Origin of the sequence: Halomarina litorea (assembly GCF_024227715.1) — an archaeon.
GTDB lineage: Archaea > Halobacteriota > Halobacteria > Halobacteriales > Haloarculaceae > Halomarina > Halomarina litorea.
In genome coordinates this window covers 1,601,099-1,617,258 of the sequence record NZ_CP100448.1, presented here as the reverse complement: position 1 = coordinate 1,617,258, position 16,160 = coordinate 1,601,099, and the positions used below count along the sequence as shown (strand labels likewise).

18 protein-coding genes and 1 pseudogene are annotated in these 16,160 nt (G+C 70.1%); 11 read left to right on the top strand and 8 right to left on the bottom strand.

The genetic code is table 11. The annotated features are described in order from the left end of the window. The first annotated feature begins 71 nt into the window (after positions 1-71). Both NKG96_RS08780 and NKG96_RS08775 read left to right on the top strand, forming a co-directional pair. Positions 72-215: a rubrerythrin-like domain-containing protein gene (locus NKG96_RS08780; RefSeq protein ID WP_254534551.1), complete on the top strand. Its 144-nt coding sequence runs from the start codon at positions 72-74 to the stop codon at positions 213-215. A gap of 86 nt (positions 216-301) precedes the next feature. Continuing rightward, positions 302-1,387 (top strand): NAD(P)-dependent oxidoreductase, encoded by a 1,086-nt coding sequence (locus NKG96_RS08775; RefSeq protein ID WP_254534550.1) that lies wholly within the window; start codon positions 302-304, stop codon positions 1,385-1,387. A gap of 83 nt (positions 1,388-1,470) precedes the next feature. On the opposite strand, the gene NKG96_RS08770 is transcribed toward NKG96_RS08775, so the two are convergent. The 3 genes from NKG96_RS08770 to NKG96_RS08760 form a co-directional block, all read right to left on the bottom strand. Beyond that, positions 1,471-1,869 (bottom strand): OsmC family protein, encoded by a 399-nt coding sequence (locus tag NKG96_RS08770; RefSeq protein WP_254534549.1) that lies wholly within the window; start codon positions 1,867-1,869, stop codon positions 1,471-1,473. A 68-nt stretch (positions 1,870-1,937) separates the two neighbouring features. Beyond that, positions 1,938-2,663: a metal-dependent hydrolase gene (locus NKG96_RS08765; RefSeq protein WP_254534548.1), complete on the bottom strand. Its 726-nt coding sequence runs from the start codon at positions 2,661-2,663 to the stop codon at positions 1,938-1,940. Between the two features lie 81 nt (positions 2,664-2,744). Continuing rightward, complete coding sequence (locus NKG96_RS08760) at positions 2,745-4,115, bottom strand: hypothetical protein (protein WP_254534547.1); 1,371 nt, start codon at positions 4,113-4,115, stop codon at positions 2,745-2,747. Positions 4,116-4,210: 95 nt separating this feature from the next. Between NKG96_RS08760 and NKG96_RS08755 the strand changes: the two genes are divergently transcribed. Together NKG96_RS08755 and NKG96_RS08750 are read left to right on the top strand one after the other, a co-directional pair. After that, a complete protein-coding gene (locus NKG96_RS08755; RefSeq protein WP_254534546.1) occupies positions 4,211-5,443 on the top strand; it encodes an outer membrane protein assembly factor BamB family protein in 1,233 nt (410 codons plus the stop codon). A gap of 71 nt (positions 5,444-5,514) precedes the next feature. After that, complete coding sequence (locus tag NKG96_RS08750; protein WP_254534545.1) at positions 5,515-6,288, top strand: fumarylacetoacetate hydrolase family protein; 774 nt, start codon at positions 5,515-5,517, stop codon at positions 6,286-6,288. Positions 6,289-6,305: 17 nt separating this feature from the next. Here the strand turns inward: NKG96_RS08750 and phaZ are convergent, their stop codons facing one another. After that, positions 6,306-7,208 (bottom strand): intracellular short-chain-length polyhydroxyalkanoate depolymerase, encoded by a 903-nt coding sequence (gene phaZ / locus NKG96_RS08745; protein WP_254534544.1) that lies wholly within the window; start codon positions 7,206-7,208, stop codon positions 6,306-6,308. A gap of 97 nt (positions 7,209-7,305) precedes the next feature. On the opposite strand from phaZ, the gene NKG96_RS08740 reads away from it, so the two are divergent. The 4 genes and pseudogenes from NKG96_RS08740 to NKG96_RS08725 all read left to right on the top strand — a co-directional run bounded on the left by NKG96_RS08740 (position 7,306) and on the right by NKG96_RS08725 (position 10,954). Next, positions 7,306-7,851, top strand: a complete 546-nt coding sequence (locus NKG96_RS08740) for a gluconate 2-dehydrogenase subunit 3 family protein (protein ID WP_254534543.1) — start codon at positions 7,306-7,308, stop codon at positions 7,849-7,851. Beyond that, positions 7,848-9,494, top strand: a complete 1,647-nt coding sequence (locus tag NKG96_RS08735; protein ID WP_254534542.1) for a GMC family oxidoreductase — start codon at positions 7,848-7,850, stop codon at positions 9,492-9,494. Before NKG96_RS08740 ends, NKG96_RS08735 begins: the two co-directional genes overlap by 4 nt. A gap of 317 nt (positions 9,495-9,811) precedes the next feature. Next, positions 9,812-9,907: pseudogene (locus NKG96_RS21010) on the top strand (hypothetical protein); the annotation flags it as partial. 96 nt (positions 9,908-10,003) lie between these two features. After that, entirely contained in the window at positions 10,004-10,954 is a 951-nt protein-coding gene (locus NKG96_RS08725) for a GTPase (protein WP_254534540.1), read from the top strand. Here NKG96_RS08725 and NKG96_RS08720 read toward each other — a convergent pair. Beyond that, entirely contained in the window at positions 10,930-11,985 is a 1,056-nt protein-coding gene (locus NKG96_RS08720; protein WP_254534539.1) for a YihY/virulence factor BrkB family protein, read from the bottom strand. The genes NKG96_RS08725 and NKG96_RS08720 overlap by 25 nt on opposite strands. Positions 11,986-12,136: 151 nt before the next feature. Here NKG96_RS08720 and NKG96_RS08715 point away from each other — a divergent pair, with 151 nt between their 5' ends. Next, the gene (locus NKG96_RS08715; RefSeq protein ID WP_254534538.1) at positions 12,137-12,730 is read left to right on the top strand and encodes a TetR/AcrR family transcriptional regulator; all 594 of its coding nucleotides are present in this window, start codon (positions 12,137-12,139) and stop codon (positions 12,728-12,730) included. After that, entirely contained in the window at positions 12,727-14,184 is a 1,458-nt protein-coding gene (locus NKG96_RS08710; protein ID WP_254534537.1) for an MATE family efflux transporter, read from the top strand. Before NKG96_RS08715 ends, NKG96_RS08710 begins: the two co-directional genes overlap by 4 nt. A gap of 15 nt (positions 14,185-14,199) precedes the next feature. On the opposite strand, the gene NKG96_RS08705 is transcribed toward NKG96_RS08710, so the two are convergent. From NKG96_RS08705 to hisH, 3 genes are read right to left on the bottom strand one after another with little or no spacing between them, the layout of a single operon-like run. Then, entirely contained in the window at positions 14,200-14,430 is a 231-nt protein-coding gene (locus tag NKG96_RS08705; RefSeq protein WP_254534536.1) for a hypothetical protein, read from the bottom strand. A gap of 54 nt (positions 14,431-14,484) precedes the next feature. Beyond that, on the bottom strand, positions 14,485-14,943 hold the full coding sequence (locus NKG96_RS08700; protein ID WP_254534535.1) for a CopD family protein: 459 nt from the start codon (positions 14,941-14,943) through the stop codon (positions 14,485-14,487). Between the two features lie 57 nt (positions 14,944-15,000). Next, positions 15,001-15,657 (bottom strand): imidazole glycerol phosphate synthase subunit HisH, encoded by a 657-nt coding sequence (gene hisH, locus NKG96_RS08695; RefSeq protein ID WP_254534534.1) that lies wholly within the window; start codon positions 15,655-15,657, stop codon positions 15,001-15,003. Between the two features lie 101 nt (positions 15,658-15,758). Between hisH and NKG96_RS08690 the strand changes: the two genes are divergently transcribed. Further along, entirely contained in the window at positions 15,759-16,145 is a 387-nt protein-coding gene (locus tag NKG96_RS08690; RefSeq protein ID WP_254534533.1) for a hypothetical protein, read from the top strand. Positions 16,146-16,160: the final 15 nt, after the last annotated feature.

The window sequence follows — 16,160 nt, the reverse complement described above, 5'->3', positions numbered from 1 at the left end:
CCCATATCCGCCCATATGGTATCAGTGTGCTAGCTCGCAACACTCAAAGTCGTGCAGACGTACAGCTACGTATGCACAACGTTGACCCGTACCACGCGGAACAGTCCTACTACGAGTGCGTCACCTGTGGCGACCGGAAGTCGTCGGCCGAACACGTCGGCCGCTGTCCGGAGTGCGGCGGCGCGGTCCGGAACATCGCCATCGCGCGGGAGTGACGTGAACGACGCTGGAGCGAGCGCGTTTGCGGCTCGTAGCGACCAGTAGCCCTTTCTCGTGGTCCGATGACAGTATCGTCAGGCCAATGTCACACGGTAGCAATAGCGAACGGACCGACCGAACGGAAGTCGGCATCGTCGGCGTCGGACGCGTCGGTCAGTGGTTCGTCGCGAAACTGGTCGAGGCGGGGTACGACCCGGTCGTCTGCGACGTGGACGAAGACGCCGTCGAGGCGGCGGTCTCGAAGGGCGCGACGAAAGCGGGGAGTCCCGCGGTACTCACCGAGCAAGTCGAACTCGTCCTGCTCTCGCTCCCCGGCCGGGAAGTGGTCGAACGGGTGATGGAGGGCGCGGATGGGGTTCTCGAGACGCTCGACGCCGGACAGGTCGTCGTCGACACGGGGACGACACCGCCGGACGTGGACCTCCACTATCAGTCGGTGTGTCACGACCGGGAGGCGGGCTACGTCGACTGCGGCATCACACACGAGGGGCCGGGCGAGTTCGACGACGGCCTCGGCCCCTCGTACTCGATGTTCGTCGGCGGGACCCGCGAGGACTACGAGCGTGCGAGACCTGTCGTCGAAGCCCTCTCGCACGGCCACGAGTTCTACGAGGGAATCGGGAACGGTCACCTCGTGAAGGCGGCGAACCGCCTCCGGCAGACCTGCCGGGCCGCCGTCGCGAGCGAGGTCTGCGAATTCCTCACGAACAACGGGGTCGACCCCGAACGCGTCGTCGACCAGTTGGAGTGGGACATCCCTGCCCCGTACACCGACCCCGAGTACCTCACGACGAGGGGGTTCGACCGCGCCCTCCGAACCGACGACGGCGACACGGAAGAACGCGGGTTCCGCGTCGACCACCGGGGCGTGAGACCCCGCCTTCGGACCTCAGACTGGGCGAACGACCCCGCGTACGCACTCGATATCGCCCGGTCGTCGGACACACACGTCCCGATGCTGACCGCCGCCGACCAGTCCCTCAGGCTGGCGGAGAACTACGGCAGGGCGCTCGTGGACCGCGAGTTGTCCTTCGGCGACGAGGAGTGGCACCCGTTCCACGTGGCCGCCGTCTACCGGGCGGTGAACCGGCCGCAGGAGGAGTGGCGACGGCTGGCCGGGGGAAAGAACGACGGTGGGGTGGACGGCGACGGCGACGAACGGAACTGACGGACCCCCCGGACCCGTCGAAGCAGTCGCTGGCCGAGCGGTCGGCCGAAAGAAGTCGAGGTTCGAGGGGTGCGAACGCCGGCTCAGAACTGGCCGCCGTGGACCGTGATGTCGGCGTGGAGGTCCTCGCGGAGCGCCGCGTGGACGTGACAGATGTCCTCGGCGCGGTCGACGATGGCGTCGAACTCGTCGTCGCTCAGGTCGGCCCCGACGTGCATGACGAAGCGAATCGCGGAGAGGTCGTCGTCGTCGTTCAGGTCGGCCTCGACTTCGACCGAAATCTTGCCGAGGTCCTCGTGGCCCTCCTTGTTCCCGCCGACGCGGAACGCGGGGATGAAACAGGAGGCGTAGTCGGCGGCCAGTACCTCGTTCGGCGAGGGACCCTCCTCGCCGGTGGCGTCGACGGTCAGTTCGAAGTCGCCGACGCGGCTGACGCTCGTGTAGCCCTCCTCGGACGTGGTGGTGGTCTCGATGTCTGCCATTGCGTCCGTGGCGTCGGGGCGACACGGCAAAAAGGTAGGTCGTTCGTCGGCGCCCGATCGGGGACCGCCTATTCGAGCGTGAACGTCTCGTCGCCCTCCAGGGCGTGGACCTCGGCGCTGGAGCCTGCGGCCTCCACCTCGCGGGCGAAGTCCTCGGGGTCCTGTTCGATGGGCGGGAACGTGTCGTAGTGCATCGGGAAGGCGTGGTCGACGTTCAGCCAGTCGACCGCGATGGCGGCCTGCCACGGCCCCATCGTGAAGTGGTCGCCGATGGGGACGGCCGCGGCGTCGGGTTCGAGGTACGGGCCGATGACCTCGCGCATCTCGGTCATCAGGCCGGTGTCGCCCGCGTGGTAGAACGTCGTCGAGTCCTCGTCGGCCATCTGCGTCGGCTTCGTGTCGCTGATGACGAAGCCGGCGGGCATCCCCACGTCGTACTCGTAGCCCGTGTTCGCGCCGTTCGTGTGGTCGGCGCGGTGCATCGTCACGTAGGCGTCGCCGCACTCGACGGTCCCGCCGAGGTTCATCCCCATCCCGCCGACGTGGTCGTCGAGGCCCATCTCGTCGGCGACGAAGCCACAGAGCTCGGGCGTCGCGGCCACGGTGGCGTCCGTGAACTCGCCCGCGTGGGCGATGTGGTCCTGGTGGGCGTGCGTGAGCAGGAGGAAGTCGGGGTCCTCCACGTCGCTCGGGTCGAGCGAGGTCTTCGGGTTGTCGAAGAACGGGTCGATGAGCATCGTCGTGTCGCCGACTTCGACGTACCACGTCGAGTGGCCGTGCCAGGTGAGTTCCATGACGGTCGTCACATCGGACGTTCGCCACTTAATCGTACGCGTGGGGGCCATCTCGCGGGGGACCGTAAACGCCACCGGACCTCAGGCGACGACGGGTCGCGAGATGATCCACAGCGAGAGCACCGTGTACCCGACCATCGCGGCCGTCAGCGGCACTTCCGCCCGCGCGGGACGCCCCCGCAGGGCGAGGTGGGCCGCGACGACGGCGACGAGGTGGCCGGCGACGACGAGTGCGACCTGCGATGCCCAGAACGCGGGGACCGAGAGCCACGCCAGTGGGTCCGCGCCGACTCCGACGAGCACCTCGACCAGCCGTCCGGCCCGCGAGAGGACGTACGGGTAGTTGTGCGCCACCTCGTAGGCGACGGCGATGGGGAGGACGGTCGGCGCGAGGGCGACCAGCGCCCCCCGGGTCGGCCCGGACCGCGTGAGGCGCGCGACCAGCGCGAACGTCCCGACGAAGGCGAGGAGGCCCGCGAGGTACAGCGGCAGGTCCACGAGCGGTCCGAGACCCGTCGCCCGGCCCAGCGACTCCGCCAGCGTGCGGTACTCGGGCGTCCCGTCGAACCCGTCGAAACTGACGGTGTAGACGGCGGCGACGACGAACGCCGCGACGGCGGCGTCGGCGACGGCCCCGCCCGACCCCCACGGCACCCGGAGGTGGACGGTGTAGCCCCCCTTACCGGTCCGTCGGAACCTGAGAGGAGCGACCCGCCCGAACAGGCGGTAGAGCACGTCCAGCGGGTCGGCGCGCTCGAACCAGACCGGGCCGAACAGCAGGGCCCCCGCGAGCATGACCAGCGCGTACGCGACGACGACGAGGACCGTCAGCGACACCGTCCGGGGGGCGACGGTGAGGTTCTCGCCGACGCCGAGGAGGAGCAGGAACCCCACGAGCGCGGGCCAGTGGCCCAGTCGCTCCGGGTAGTCGAACGGGCCGACCGTCCGCCCCTCCAGCGCGACGAACCCCCGATAGATGATCCGCCACGGGGCGAGGACGCGCCACGGACTGCCCGCGAGGGCGCTCACGAGGCCCAGCCCGCGGAACCAGACCGCCCAGACGAACAGCGTCGCGGGGTTGTCCAGTGCGTTCCGCGACCCGAACAGGCCCGCCAGCAGGACGCCGACGAACACCGCGAGGAAGCCGACGCTCACCACGGTCCGGAGGGTGCGGCCTATCGTCGGTGAGACCGTCCCCAGTCGGCGGGAGCGCTCCCACTCGCCACCGTCCGTCGGGTCCTCGCTTGCGGGGGGTCGGTCCCCCCGGTCCGCGCGTGCGAGGACGGCCGCGGTGACCCCCACCGTCAGCCCCGCTCCGACGAGCAGGAGGGGCAAGGGGATGGGGGCCTCGAACCGGGTCCCTCCGAGTTCGTGGGCGCGGGCCACGCCCGTCGCGCCCGCGAGGGATACGAGGGCGAGGAGTCCCGCGAGCGTCGCGCTGGACCGGCGCATACCGTCCCGTCGGCGGTGGGGGCGAAAGAGGCTGCTGGTTCGCGGGGACCCCGGAAATGGAAACCGGTATCCGCGTCGGCGGCCCACCTCGCGTAATGCGGATTCGGACCGTCGTGGCCGTCCTGTGCGTCGTCCTCGCCCTCTCGGGCGCCGCGCTGGTCGCCGTCCTCGGCGGCGGCGGGAGCCTCGAGGAACGCTGGGTGAGCGACACCGCCCGCGACAACCGGGTGAACCACCACGCCGTCGGCGCCGACGGCGGACTCGTCGTCGCCCCCGTAGGAGAACCGGGCGGCACCGAGGGAATCGGCGAGTTCTCCTGTGTGCTGGTGCGCCTCGACCCGGCGAGCGGGGGCACGCTGTGGCGCTACGGCGTCCCGCCGGCGAACTGCACGCTCCACTCGCTGACGGAACCGGCCATCGCGGACGTCGACGGCGACGGCGTCCGCGAGGTGCTGGCCGCGAGCACCGAAGGGGTGCTGTTCTCGCTCGACGCCGACTCGGGCGAGGAGGAGTTCCGCGTGAACCTCTCGTCGTTCGGCTACGCCCGGCCCACGGTGGCCGACGTGACCGACGACTCGACGCCAGAGGTGGTCGTCAGCGACATCGACGGACAGGTCTCGGTCGTTCGGGGGGACGGCAGCGTGGTCTGGCGGCGCGCCCTCGGGGCGGGCGTCTACCACGCGCCGACCGTCGCCGACGTGGACGCCGACGGCGTCCGGGAGGTGGTCGTCGGCGCGGCCAACCGGACCGTCGCTCTCGACGCCGGGACCGGGGACCTTCGCTGGTCGGTCCCCCTCGGGTCCGAACACTACGAGGCGGCGCAGGCCGACGACGACCCGGCCCTCGAACTCGTGACGACGCGTCTCGGGACCGTCCGCGCGCTGGACGGGGCCGACGGGCGCGTCGAGTGGACGACGAACCTCTCGGGGACGCCGGTCGTCCGGACGGTTGCGGACGGCGATGGAGACGGGCGCGCGGAGGCGTACGTCAGCTACAGCGAGAACCGCGTCGCGGCTCTCGACGCCCGGACAGGAGAGGTGGAGTGGACGACACAGTTGTCGGCGGACTCGCGGCTGAACGCCCCCGGGCCGGTGCTGGGGGACGTAGACGGGGACCGGGACCGGGAACTCGCCGTCGCCGCCCACGATGGCGCCGTGAGCGTCCTCGACCCGGCGACGGGCGAGCAACTGGCGACCTACGACCGCGACGTGCCCATCTGGACGCACGTCACGCTCACGGACCTCGACGGGGACGGTGACAGCGAGGTGCTCGTCCGGTACGGTGACGGGCGCGTGGTGGCCCTCGACTACCGGACGGGGACGCTGTAATCGTCTCCGCCACCATCTCACGGCCGCCGGAGGTGTGTAGACTTATTTCGGATGAGACTGATTGGTGGGCCATGCGACTGGTACGCTTTCGGGACCCCGCGGGCAACGTCCGCCGAGGCGAGTGGAGCGACACCCCGGGCGAGGAGATAACGGCCCGCGAGACGTACGGCGGCCGCCTGACGATGGACGGCGAGACGTTCTCGCAGGACGAGGTCGACGTCCTCCCGCCGTGTGACCCCTCGAAGATCGTCTGCGTGGGGCTGAACTACGCCGACCACGCCGCCGAGCGGAACAAGGAGGTGCCCGACCGACCCCTGTTGTTCCTCAAGACGCCCAACACCGTCGCCGCCCACAACGAGGAGATTACCCTCCCCGCGGGGAAGGAGCGCATCGACCACGAGGCGGAACTCGCGGTGGTCATCTCCGACCGCGCGCGCAACGTCAAGGCCGAGAACGCGATGGACGTGGTCCGCGGGTTCACCTGCCTCAACGACGTCTCGAACCGCGACGATCAGGACCGCGAGCAGAACTGGGTGCGCGGCAAGGCCTTCGACAAGGCCGCCCCGTTCGGTCCCGTCGTCGCCCGACCCGAGGTCGTCCCCGAGGACGCGCACGTCCGCCTGCGGGTCAACGGCGAACTCAGGCAGGACTCCTCGCGCGACCAGTTCATCTTCTCCGTCCCGGAACTCATCGAGGAGATAACGCGGTACATGACGCTCGAACCCGGCGACCTCGTCTCGACGGGCACCCCCTCCGGCGTCGGTCCCATCAGGGACGGCGACACCGTCGAGGTGGACGTCGAGGGCGTCGGCGTCCTGCGGAACACCTTCCGCGTCCCGGAGTAGCCCACCCCGACGGACCCTCACTCCTCGCCCGCGAGGAACCCCTCCACCTCGGCGAGGACGGCGTCGAGGTCGTCCACGAACGGGGAGTGGCCCGCATCGGTCAGTTCCACGAACTCCGCGTTCGGCAGGTCCGCCATCACCTCCTCGGTCATCCCGGCGCCGATGACGAGGTCGCGCTCCCCGCGGAGAACGAGCGTCGGAACGGTGACGTCGTTCGCCCGGCCGTCACCCGACCCGTAGGCGTTCTCCTCGTCGCTGACGTTGAAGTACGCCAGCGCGTAGTCCACGTCCACGAGGTTCCGCTGGGTCAGCATGTCGTCGAGGTACTTCTCGTAGCGTTCCTCGTCGGGTTGGGTGTCCGTGTAGATGAGGCCGTCCCAGACGGTCCTGAGCATCTCGCGGTCCTCGTTCTCGTAGGCGGCGAGGATGGGCGCGACCTGCACCGGGTCGGCGGCGATGTCCTCCTTCGTGGTCAGCACCTCGTCGGTCGGTTGGCCCTCCTCGTCCTTCCGGTAGATGGGGTAGCCGCGCGTACTGACGGGGGCGACGAGGACGAGTCGCTCGACGCGGTCGGTGTGCTCTGCGGTGTAGGCCATCGCGACCCCGCCGCCCGTCGACCAGCCCATCAGATGGAACCGGTCGAGGCCGAGGGCGTCGACGACGCCCGCCACGTCGTCGGCGAAGTCGTCCAGCGAGTCCACCGGCGTCTCGTAGGTCGACTCGCCGAACCCGCGCATGTCGACGGCGTACAGCGTGTAGCGGGGGTCCATCTCCTCGAAGACGAGGTCCCAGTGGACCGAGGAGGTCATGTTACCGTGGAGGAGCACTATCGGGGTCGCGTCCCCGTCGTCGCCCTCTCGCACGCGGTAGGCGATGGTCTCCCCGGTCGGCACGTCGACGAACTGCGCTTCGGCGTCCATGCCCGCCGGACGTGACGACTCGGCTTAACGTTGTGTCCCGCCGGCGTCCCGAACCCGATGACAACCCCTAAGTTTAGGTCGGCCAAATCCGCGCGACATGGAACTGACCCGTCGGGACGCACTCGCCGTGCTCGCCGGGGCGGGAATCGTCGGCGGGGGCGGCGCGGCGGTCACCGCCCGCCGTGAGACGAGAGAGACCGAGAGCGACGGTGAGACGGCCGGGTCGGCGGACGTGACGGCTGCGCTCTCCACCCTCGTCGCCGCCGCCGAGGTGCTGTATCCGAGCGAGACGACGGGCGTCCGCGAGTTCGTGGAGACGTACGTCGAGGGGAGACGCGACCGGGACGAGTACGCGGCGGGGGTGACCGAAGCCGCCGCCGCCATCGACGAGGCCGCCCGCGGGTGGTACGACGCCCCCTACGCCGAGTTGGACCGCGAGACGCGCGACGCGGTGCTCCGCGAACTCGGGGCCGAGGAGGCCCACCCGGACCCCGAGGGGTCGCGGGCCGAGCGCGTCCGGTACTTCGTCGTGAACGACCTGCTGTACGCCCTCTACACGTCGCCGACGGGCGCGGAACTGGTCGGCGCGAGCAACCCCGTGGGCTACCCCGGCGGCACCGAGGCCTACCAGCGCAAGCCATGACCGGGCGGACGGACGTCTGCGTCGTCGGTGCGGGACCGGCGGGCGCACTCGTCGCGCACCGCCTCGCGAGTGCGGGGTACGACGTGACCGTCCTCGACGCGGGCCCCCGATTCGACGGGGAGGACGAGGACCGGACCGAGCGCATGGAACGCGCGCTCCGCCCCGCACACCACCCGCTGTCGGTGTGGGGGATGGGCGGCGAGCGCGACGCCTACTCGACCACCGGCGAGCGCCACTATCCACTGAACCACGCCCGCGTGAAGGGGGTGGGGGGGTCCACGCTCCACTGGCAGGGGATGGTGATGCGCCTCCACGAGGCGGACTTCGAACGTCGCACCCGCGACGGCGTGGGGGCCGACTGGCCCCTCTCCTACGAGGACCTGCAGTCGTACTACGCCGCCGCCGAACGCGAGATGGGCGTGGCGGGCGCGTCGGACAACCCCTTCGCCCCGCCGCGCGAGGAACCCCACCCCCTGCCCGCGTTCCCGCCGTCGTACAGCGACTCGCTGTTCGCGGCGGCCTGCGAGCGCCTCGAGATCGCCACCCACTCCGTGGCGAACGCCCGCAACTCCGAACCGTTCGACGGTCGGTCGCCCTGTGTCGGATACGGTACCTGCCGGCCCGTCTGTCCTTCGGGCGCGAAGTACACCGCGGAGGTCCACGTCCGGAAGGCCGAGGCCGCAGGCGCGCGGGTGGTGCCGGAAGCGCCGGTCCATCGACTGGAGACGGACGCGAGCAGCGAACGGGTGGTCCGGGCCGTGTACGCCTCGGGGAACGGCGAGGAGACGGTCGAAGCCCGACAGTTCGTCCTCGCGGCGGGGGGCGTCGAGATCCCCCGACTGCTCTTGCTCTCGGCGTCGGACCGGCACCCCGACGGCCTCGCCAACTCATCGGGCCTCGTCGGGCGGTACTTCATGGACCACCTGTTCGCCGGGATGGGCGGCACGTTCGACGGCGAGGTGGGGAGCAACCGCATCGGCTTTCTCACCAGCGAGTCCCACCAGTTCTACGACGACCCCGGGCAGGCGAGCGGGTCGATTCCGGCTAGCGACGCCGACCTCGGCCCCGTCAAACTGGAGTTCCTCAACTACGACGGCACGGGCACCGTGCGCGCCCCCTCGCCGGTCAGAATCGCCCTCGACGACGGCGGGTGGGGCGACGCCCTCGCGGAGCGAATCCGCGAGCGATACGGCAACGGCATCGCCATCGGCGCACTCGTCGGCCAACTCCCCCGCGAGGAGAACCGCGTCACCCTCGACCCCGATACCACGGACGACTACGGGAACCCCGTACCGGACGTACAGTGGCACCTCGACGGCCGGACCCGGCGGACCATCGAACGGGCCAACGAGATTCAGCGCGCCGTGATGGACGAACTCGCGGTCGATATCGACTGGGTCGTCGGTCCCGAGAACACCGGCCCGGCGTTCCACCACATGGGGACCACCCGGATGGGCGCGGACCCGGAGACGAGCGTCGTCGATGCCCGCCTGCGGACCCACGACGTGGCGAACCTCACGGTGGCCTCCTCGTCGGTGTTCCCCACCAGCGGCGCGATGAACCCCACGCTGACCATCGCGGCGCTGGCGCTGAAGGCCGCGGACCACGTCGCGGCGGACCTCTCTGGGAACCCACCGGAGTAGCGCTTTTGTCGCCCCGCCGGAACGTTCCGGTAGGTCGAAGCATGACCCGCACCCTCACCTTCTGACTGGCCGCCCTCGCCGCACGCGCGCCGAAAGCCCGCCAGTCACCTGTCCGTCGATCCGTCCACGAACACAGCCATGAGCATCAAGTACACCACATGTCAGCACACCATCGAACCGTCGTCGCGAAGCGAACGGACACGCACCCCGCCGAGACGGGCGAGATAGCCGCCCTCGCCGAATCCGTGGGTCACGAGGTAGTCGACCACCTCACCTAGACCCGCCCGGAGGACACGGCCTACGACCTCGGGCCGGGACTGGTCGACCGACTCGCCGCCCGCGTCGCGGAGACAGGTGCCGACTGCGTCGTCGTCGACGCCTCGCTCACCCCGAAACAGGCACAGAACCTCGTCACGGAACTGCCCGACGGAGTTCGACTGAAGGACCGTCACCGTCTCGTCCTCGACGTCTTCCACGAGGGGGCGGGGGCGGAACGTGCCCGGCTAGAAGTGAGGCGGGCGGAACTGCGATACCAGTTGCCCCACCTCCGCGCCGAGATTCGCACCGACGAGGCCACCGAGATAACACGCCACGACGAGGAGGGAAAACCCATCGAGGACCTGAAGCGGCGCATCGACGTCCTCACGCGGAAACTGAACCGACTGGGGGACGACTCGGGGGCGCGCCACGACGCCCGTCGAGAGGCGGGGTTCGACCTCGTCGCCCTCGCCGGTTACACCAACGCCGGGAAGTCCACGCTCATGCAGCGGCTGGCCGACGACCTCTCGGTCGAGTCGGGCACCCACGGGGACCTCGCCGAGGCCGCCGGGAGCGCGGACCGCCTGTTCGAGACGCTCGGGACGACCACCCGGCGGGCCACCGTCGGCGGTCGTCGTCTGCTCGTCACCGATACGGTCGGGTTCATCTCCGACCTCCCGGGATGGCTCGTCGCCTCCTTCGAGTCCACGATGGGGGCCGTCGAGCACGCCGACGTGGTCTGTCTGGTCGTGGACGCGAGTGACCCGGTCGACCGCGTCGAGGAGAAGGTCGCTACCGCCGTCGACCACCTCGGCGAGGCGGCACGGATGCTCCCGGTCCTGAACAAGGTCGACCGCGTCGGGGAGGACCACCTCGACGCTGTCCACGAAACCGTCGGCGAAGCCGGACTGGACCGCGACCCCGTCGCCTGTAGCGCAACAGAAGGAACCGGCGTCGGTACGCTCAGCGCCCGCGTCCGGGAGTGTCTCCCCGAACGGACCACGACACTCGACGTGCCGAACTGCGGCGAAGCGATGTCGTTCGTCTCGTGGGCCTACGACCACGCGGACGTGCGCGACGTGACCTACCGCGACGGGACGGTGACCGTCGCGCTCGCGGGCCGTCCCGCCGTGGTCGAACGCGCGGAGCGACGGGCCGCGGATGTAGAACGGCCCCGTCAGTCGCCGCGCAGTCGGCGGTAGAGGCGCGCCCACGTCGGCTGGCGACGGTACCCGAGTTCCCGGCGCAGGCGGTGGTTCTGTCGGCGTAGTCGGTCGCGCTCGCTCCGCAGGTCGGCGTTCTCGCGGGCGAGTTCGCGCCGCTCGCGCCGCGAGACGGACTCCTCGATGCGCGCGGCGGTTCGGTCGGCGGCGAGCGCGGGCGACTCGCCCTCCTCCAGGTCGGGGAGGGTGTCGGTCGACTCCGCGTCCTCGTCTTCCTCGACGGACTGTCCCGTCCGGCCCGCGAGGACGGAGTTGAGCGTCGCGCCGACGAGCAGGACCAGTCCCGAGAAGTAGAGCCACGTCACGAGCAACAGGACCGCGCCGAGGACGCCGTAGGCGTCGGCCTTCCCCGAGACGGCGACGTACACGGAGAAGAGCGCCTGCAAGGCGGTCCAGCCCACGGCGGCGAACGCCGCGCCGGGCAGGACGTGGCGCATCGGGAGGTCGAGGTCCGGGAAGAGGTAGTACATCGGGACGAACGCGCCCGTCAGGACCACCAGCAGAAGGAGCGTGCTGACGACGCCGAGGAACGGGACGTTCAGCGCGGCGACGGCCGTCCCCGCGACGACGGCCGCGATGACGGCCACGATGAGGACGACGAGGACGACGAGGCCGTCCTTGATCTGGTCGGGCAGGGAGTTCTGCTCGTCGGTGTCGAATATCTCGGAGAAGGCGGTGTCGAGGCCGCGGAAAATCTTCAGCGCCCCCCACGTCAGCGTCACGACGCCGATGACGGAGACGCCCGCCGCGCTCTCTGAACCCACGATGATGTCCGAGAGGAGCGTCTGTGCGCTGTCGGGGAGCGACCCCTCGGTGGCCGCGACCACACGCTGGGCCAGTTGCTGGTCGCCCACGACGGTCACCACCACGAACGCGAGGATGAGGAGCGGAATCAGCGAGACGAACGCCTGGTAGGCGATGCTGCCCGCCATGAACGGGACGTTCTCCTCCCGTATCTCGTTGACGACGGCGCGCGGGACCGACCGCAGACTCACCCGGTCGTTGCTCATGTGGATCAGACGACGCCCCCCGGGTGGTTAGCCGTTCGCCCCGCCGACGCAACCAGCAGGGGTCGACCACGACCGCCCCTCGCCCGTGACACCGCACCACGGAACCGCATCACTCGGAACGCCTATACGTACTGACTGACTATTCAGTCCAATGAGTGCGGATTCGGATACGGGCGACCGTGGCGATACGCGGACGGCCATCATGGAGGCCACCTACCGCGCGCTGTGTACCCACGGCTACGCCGACCTGACGATACAGGCCATCGCGGACGAGTTCGAGAAGTCGAAGTCCCTCCTCTACTACCACTACGAGACGAAAGACGACCTCCTGCTGGACTTCCTCGACTGGCTCCTGGAGCGCTGGAAGGACGAACTGCGCGAGGACGAGGCCGACGACGTGGAGTCGTTCGTCGACGGCATCCTCCCGCGCGAACTCGGCGAGGAACGCGAGGAGTTCCGCGCCGCCATCGTCGAGATTCGAGCGCAGGCGGCCTCGAAGCCCGCCTACCGCGAGCGATTCACCCGGTCGGACGACCTGTTTCGGGGCGTCCTCGTCGAGCGAATCGAGGCCGGCGTCGACCGCGGCGCGTACCGCGACGTGGCCCCCGAGGCGACCGCCGACCTCCTCATGTCGGTCATCGACGGCGCGATGCTCCGCCGGGCGACGACTGACGCCGACGTGATGGGGAACACGCGCGACGGCGTCGACGTGTACGTCGCCCGCGTCCTGCGGGGCGAGCAGTGAGCGCCGACCGCTCCGTCGACGTCACCGACGGGGCACTCGTCAAGCCGCTTCTGGTGCTCTCGCTCCCCGTCGTCCTCTCGATGCTCCTGCAGGTGGGCTACAACCTCGCGGACACCTTCTGGGTGGGGCGACTGGGACAGGACGCCGTGAGCGCCCTGTCGTTCTCGTGGCCGCTGGTCTTCCTCATGATATCCATCGCGGGCGGGTTCACCGTCGCGGGGACGGTACTGGTGGCACAGCACAAGGGCGCGGGCAACGACGACCGGGTGGACCACGTCGCCGGCCAGACCATCGCGTTCGTCTCCGTCCTCGCGGTGTTCTTCTCGGCGGTGGGCTACCTGCTGGTCCCGTGGTTGCTCGCCCTCGTCGGCGCGGCACCCGGTACCCGCGTCCACACGCTCTCCGTCGAGTACACGCGCACCATCTTCCTCGGCGTCGTGTTCATGTTCGGCTTCTTCATCTTCCAGGCGCTCCTGCGCGGGTGGGGCGACACGAAGACCCCCCTCGCGCTGATGGCGTTCGGCGTCGCCGTCAACGTCGTCCTCGACCCGATTCTCATCCTCGGCTTCCGCGAAAACGTCCTGTTCGACGCGCTCGGCCTCGGCGGTCTGGAGGCCACGCTCCTCTCGGCGACCGGGTTCACCGGCATGGGCGTGCAGGGCGCGGCGGTGGCGACGGTCATCTCCCGGGCACTCGGCGCAACGCTCGGCATGGCGTGGCTGTTCTCGGGGGCGGTGGGCATCCACCTCTCGCTCGACGACCTCGTCCTCAAGCGCGAGACGGTGCGCCGAATCGTCGAGATCGGGGCACCGGCGAGCATCGAGCAGTCCACGCGGGCGCTCGGTATCACGGTCCTCACCGCACTGGTGGCCCTCGCGGGCGCGGACGCCGTCGCCGCGTTCGGCATCGGCAACCGCATCACCTCGCTCGTCTTCCTCCCGGCGCTCGGGTTCGCCCGCGGGATGGAGACGGTGGTCGGGCAGAACCTCGGCAACGCGAGCCCCGACCGCGCGAAGCGGGCGGTTGGGGCGGGCGTCGGCATCGTCGTCGCCGTCCTCCTCGCGGTGAGCGTCCTCGCGTACGTCTTCGCCGCCGACATCGTCTCGGTGTTCATCAGCGGCGAGGGGTCGGCGGAGGTGGTCGCCATCGGCACCGAGTACCTCAGAGTCATCGGCCCGACGTTCGCCTTCGTCGGCGTCTTCCAGCTCCTGCAGGGCGGCTTCCGGGGCGCGGGGAGCACCCGCGTGGCGATGGTGTTCGGCATCCTCTCGCTGTGGGCGTTCCGCATCCCGCCCGCCTACGCCCTCGTGGACTCGATGGGCGCGACGGGCATCTGGTACGGCATCGCGCTCTCGAACGTGGCGATGGCCGTCGTCGCCGGTCTCTGGTTCCTCCGGGGAACGTGGACGGACAGCGTCGTCGACGAGGCCGAGCGGGTCACCCCCGCGGACTGACCCGCATCCGTCGGGTCAGCACGACCCGCGGGCGATGCCGAACAGGAACCCCGCGAGGAACAGCAGTTCGTTGTCCGCGTACACCGAGAGGACGGGCCGGGTGACGCCGACCACGAACTCGGGCGCTGCGAGTCCGAACACGGCGAGCACGAGCGCGACGACGGCGGCCAGCCCCGCCACCCATCGGGTGACGACGCCCGCGAGGTACCCGACGACGAGGATGACGACGGCTTCGGCCAGTCCCATGCCGGTACTGGCACACCCGCGAGTATCAACCCCGCGGCGATACGGGTCCCCGAATCAGAACGGGATGCCGCCCGCGAGCAGGCCCGCGTCGAGCAACAGGAGGAGGGCGACGACGGACGCGGCCCGGAAGAACGGGCGGGCGTCGTGGGCCGGCGTCCTCACCTTCCGGTCGTCCAGTCCGCGGCGCATCTTCCCCGCGCCCACCTCCACGAGCGCGGCGAGGACGAACCACAGCACGACCATCGTCAGCACGAGGTGACCCCGCGGGGACCCGAAGAGGCTCTCGACGGTGTAGCCCGTCCCGGCCATGTGTCCGCCCGAGAGGAAGAGGAGGGCGGCGCTCGCCCGCGAAATCGTGGTCAGCCGCGAGACGGCGAACCCGAGCGGGTCCGGGTCGGCGTTCCCCCGGAGGGCGGGCGGGAGGACGCCCACGGTGACGAACAGGACGGTTCCAGTCCACAGCCCCGCGAACAGCAGGTGGACGCTGTAGGCGATGGAGTCGACGAGTGCCATGGCGGAGAGCGGGACCGGACGGCACAAGGGCGGTTCGGTCCGTTTGCGGGGTCGTCCCTACTCCGCGGCGAGCGAGTCCATCCGCTCCGCGTTCCAGTCGGCCGCGAACGAGACGAAGTCGTCGAGCAACTGGAGGCCCGTCTCGCCGGACTTCTCCGGGTGGAACTGCGTACCGACGACGTTACCCGCCTCGTTGGTCGCGATGGCGGCGAACTCGCCCCCATAGGTACAGGACGCCAGCGTGTGGTCGTCGCTCGCGGTGCAGTACGAGTGGACGAAGTAGGCGTAGTCGCCCGTCTCGATGCCCGCGACGACGGGGTGGTCGCGTTCGACCGTCAGCGTGTTCCAGCCCATGTGGGGCACCTTCACGTCACCCGAGAGGCGGACGACGCTCCCCGGGACGAGGTCCAGCCCCTCGATTACCTCACCCTCCGGTGCGCCCTCCGTGGAGTCGGTCATGAGCAACTGGTGGCCCACGCAGATGCCCAGGATGGGCGTGTCCTCGGCCGCCTCGCGGAGGACGTCGTGGAACGGTTCCGAGTTGCGCATGCACTCCTCGAAGGCCCCCACGCCGGGCAGGACGAGCGCGTCCGCCTCCCGAATCCCGTCGGGGTCGCTGGACTCGGAGACGGACGCCCCGGCGCGTTCCAGTCCCCGGCGGAGGCTCCGGAGGTTCCCCACACCGTAGTCGATGACGGTGACGTCGACGTTCACGCCGTGACTACCCGACGGACGGGCAAGTCGGTTCGGGTTCGGACAGTGCTGGTCCTCCCCGGACCGGTGGGTTCTTCCCCGACCTGACAGTAATCGAGAACATGGACGGCAGACGGGCGCGCGTGCTGGTTGGTGGGTGGGGTGCGGTGCTCGTGGGCGGCAGCGGGGCCGCCTACACCACTATCCAGTTCGGGCCTTCGCTGGTGTCCACCCTCCTCGTCGGGATGGCCATCGCGGGCGCTCTGCTCCTCGCCGGACGGGGATGGGCGCTCTACCGGTACCTCCTCCCGCTCCTGACCGCTCTCGCCGCCCTCCTCGCGGGTGTCTCGTTCCTCGGCGACGGGGACGACGACCTACACCCTCCTGTTCGCGGTGCTGGCGGCGGTGTTGCTGTTCCGGAGCGTACAGGCGTATCGCGTGCTGGGGAGAGGGCACGTCGGAGGCTCCGGTGGCGACTGCGCCGACGGCAGCACCCAGTGAGGACGTGAAACCAGTGGGTGGAG

What these genes read in the sequence shown, in the direction of transcription:
- NKG96_RS08735 (WP_254534542.1), top strand. Translation starts at nt 7,848, where the DNA reads ATGACCGGGCGGACGGACGTCTGCGTCGTCGGTGCGGGACCGGCGGGC.
- NKG96_RS08690 (WP_254534533.1), top strand. Translation starts at nt 15,759, where the DNA reads ATGGACGGCAGACGGGCGCGCGTGCTGGTTGGTGGGTGGGGTGCGGTG.
- NKG96_RS08705 (WP_254534536.1), bottom strand. Translation starts at nt 14,430, where the DNA reads ATGGGACTGGCCGAAGCCGTCGTCATCCTCGTCGTCGGGTACCTCGCG.
- NKG96_RS08720 (WP_254534539.1), bottom strand. Translation starts at nt 11,985, where the DNA reads ATGAGCAACGACCGGGTGAGTCTGCGGTCGGTCCCGCGCGCCGTCGTC.
- phaZ (WP_254534544.1), bottom strand. Translation starts at nt 7,208, where the DNA reads ATGGACGCCGAAGCGCAGTTCGTCGACGTGCCGACCGGGGAGACCATC.
- NKG96_RS08780 (WP_254534551.1), top strand. Translation starts at nt 72, where the DNA reads ATGCACAACGTTGACCCGTACCACGCGGAACAGTCCTACTACGAGTGC.
- NKG96_RS08765 (WP_254534548.1), bottom strand. Translation starts at nt 2,663, where the DNA reads ATGGAACTCACCTGGCACGGCCACTCGACGTGGTACGTCGAAGTCGGC.
- NKG96_RS08750 (WP_254534545.1), top strand. Translation starts at nt 5,515, where the DNA reads ATGCGACTGGTACGCTTTCGGGACCCCGCGGGCAACGTCCGCCGAGGC.
- NKG96_RS08715 (WP_254534538.1), top strand. Translation starts at nt 12,137, where the DNA reads ATGAGTGCGGATTCGGATACGGGCGACCGTGGCGATACGCGGACGGCC.
- NKG96_RS08755 (WP_254534546.1), top strand. Translation starts at nt 4,211, where the DNA reads ATGCGGATTCGGACCGTCGTGGCCGTCCTGTGCGTCGTCCTCGCCCTC.
- NKG96_RS08770 (WP_254534549.1), bottom strand. Translation starts at nt 1,869, where the DNA reads ATGGCAGACATCGAGACCACCACCACGTCCGAGGAGGGCTACACGAGC.
- NKG96_RS08700 (WP_254534535.1), bottom strand. Translation starts at nt 14,943, where the DNA reads ATGGCACTCGTCGACTCCATCGCCTACAGCGTCCACCTGCTGTTCGCG.
- NKG96_RS08740 (WP_254534543.1), top strand. Translation starts at nt 7,306, where the DNA reads ATGGAACTGACCCGTCGGGACGCACTCGCCGTGCTCGCCGGGGCGGGA.
- NKG96_RS08760 (WP_254534547.1), bottom strand. Translation starts at nt 4,115, where the DNA reads ATGCGCCGGTCCAGCGCGACGCTCGCGGGACTCCTCGCCCTCGTATCC.
- NKG96_RS08775 (WP_254534550.1), top strand. Translation starts at nt 302, where the DNA reads ATGTCACACGGTAGCAATAGCGAACGGACCGACCGAACGGAAGTCGGC.